This is a genomic window from Mesorhizobium intechi (genome assembly GCF_002879535.1).
Taxonomy (GTDB): Bacteria; Pseudomonadota; Alphaproteobacteria; order Rhizobiales; family Rhizobiaceae; genus Mesorhizobium; species Mesorhizobium intechi.
The window spans coordinates 1-944 of record NZ_PNOT02000105.1; the positions used below are offsets into that span (position 1 = coordinate 1).

Annotated in this window: 1 pseudogene; it reads left to right on the plus strand. The window is 70.3% G+C overall.

Annotated elements, in window-relative coordinates:
* Positions 1-944, plus strand: a pseudogene (locus tag C1D09_RS09320) (peptidoglycan-binding protein); the annotation flags it as partial.

A 944-nucleotide genomic window follows, 5' to 3' on the forward strand; every position in this document is an offset into this window, starting at 1 on the left:
GTCGATCTTGACGAGCCGCTGGACCCAAAAGTGGCCAACCGCCCGCTGGAGCCAGGCTCCGGCGCGCCCGACCTCAATGCCATCATGAAGCGGGTTCGCGACGAGCGCGGCCAGCCGGCAAAGCTTGGCGAAAGCGACGCCGCGAAATCGGATTTCATCGCAGCCGCGCGGCGCGCGGCGCAGGCGGCGGCCGCGGAGGCCGATGCCCTGAAGCGCCAGTCGACGGTGAAAGGCCCGGTGAAGGCGCTCAGGATCGGCGACCTGCTCAAGGCCCGACGCAAGCCGATCCTGATGGCGGCGGCGGCGATCATGCTGGCGCTTGCCGGCCTGCAACTCGGCAAGGCGTTCCTCTCGGATCCCGCTCAGGTGGCAAACAACGACGCCGCACCGATTGTTGCCGCGCAGCCAGTGCAGACCGCATCCGTCGACACGGCGAGCCAGCCGAAGACGGAAGCCCAGCCGGCGGCGACGGACAACGCGCCGGCCCGTGCCGTCAGGCAAGCCGAACAATCCGCGACCACGACCAAGGACGACATGGTGGCGCAGGCCGCCCTGGCGATGCCGTCGGACACCGACGCAATGGCCAATACGGCGCCGGTCGCAGAGCCCGCTGCAGCGCCTGCTGCTTCCACCGCCTCTTCAGGCCCCATGGCTTCGGCCGCTCCAGCACCAGTTGCGCCTGTTGCCACGACCCCGATGGATACGACGGCTTCAGAGCCGACCGCTGCTACCGCCAGTGCGCAGGCGACGGATACCGACACCCAGCCGGTCGCAGCCCCAACGGCGGCCAACGCGGCGATTGCCAAGGACACGACCGGCGCCGTCGCACCGGCAAGTGCCCCCGCGACGGCAGCCGCGAACAACCTCGACATTCCGGCCGATGCCGGCCCGGCCGCGCTGCGCGATGCCGCCGCTGGTGGCGACGCCAAGGCGCTGTTCGAGAT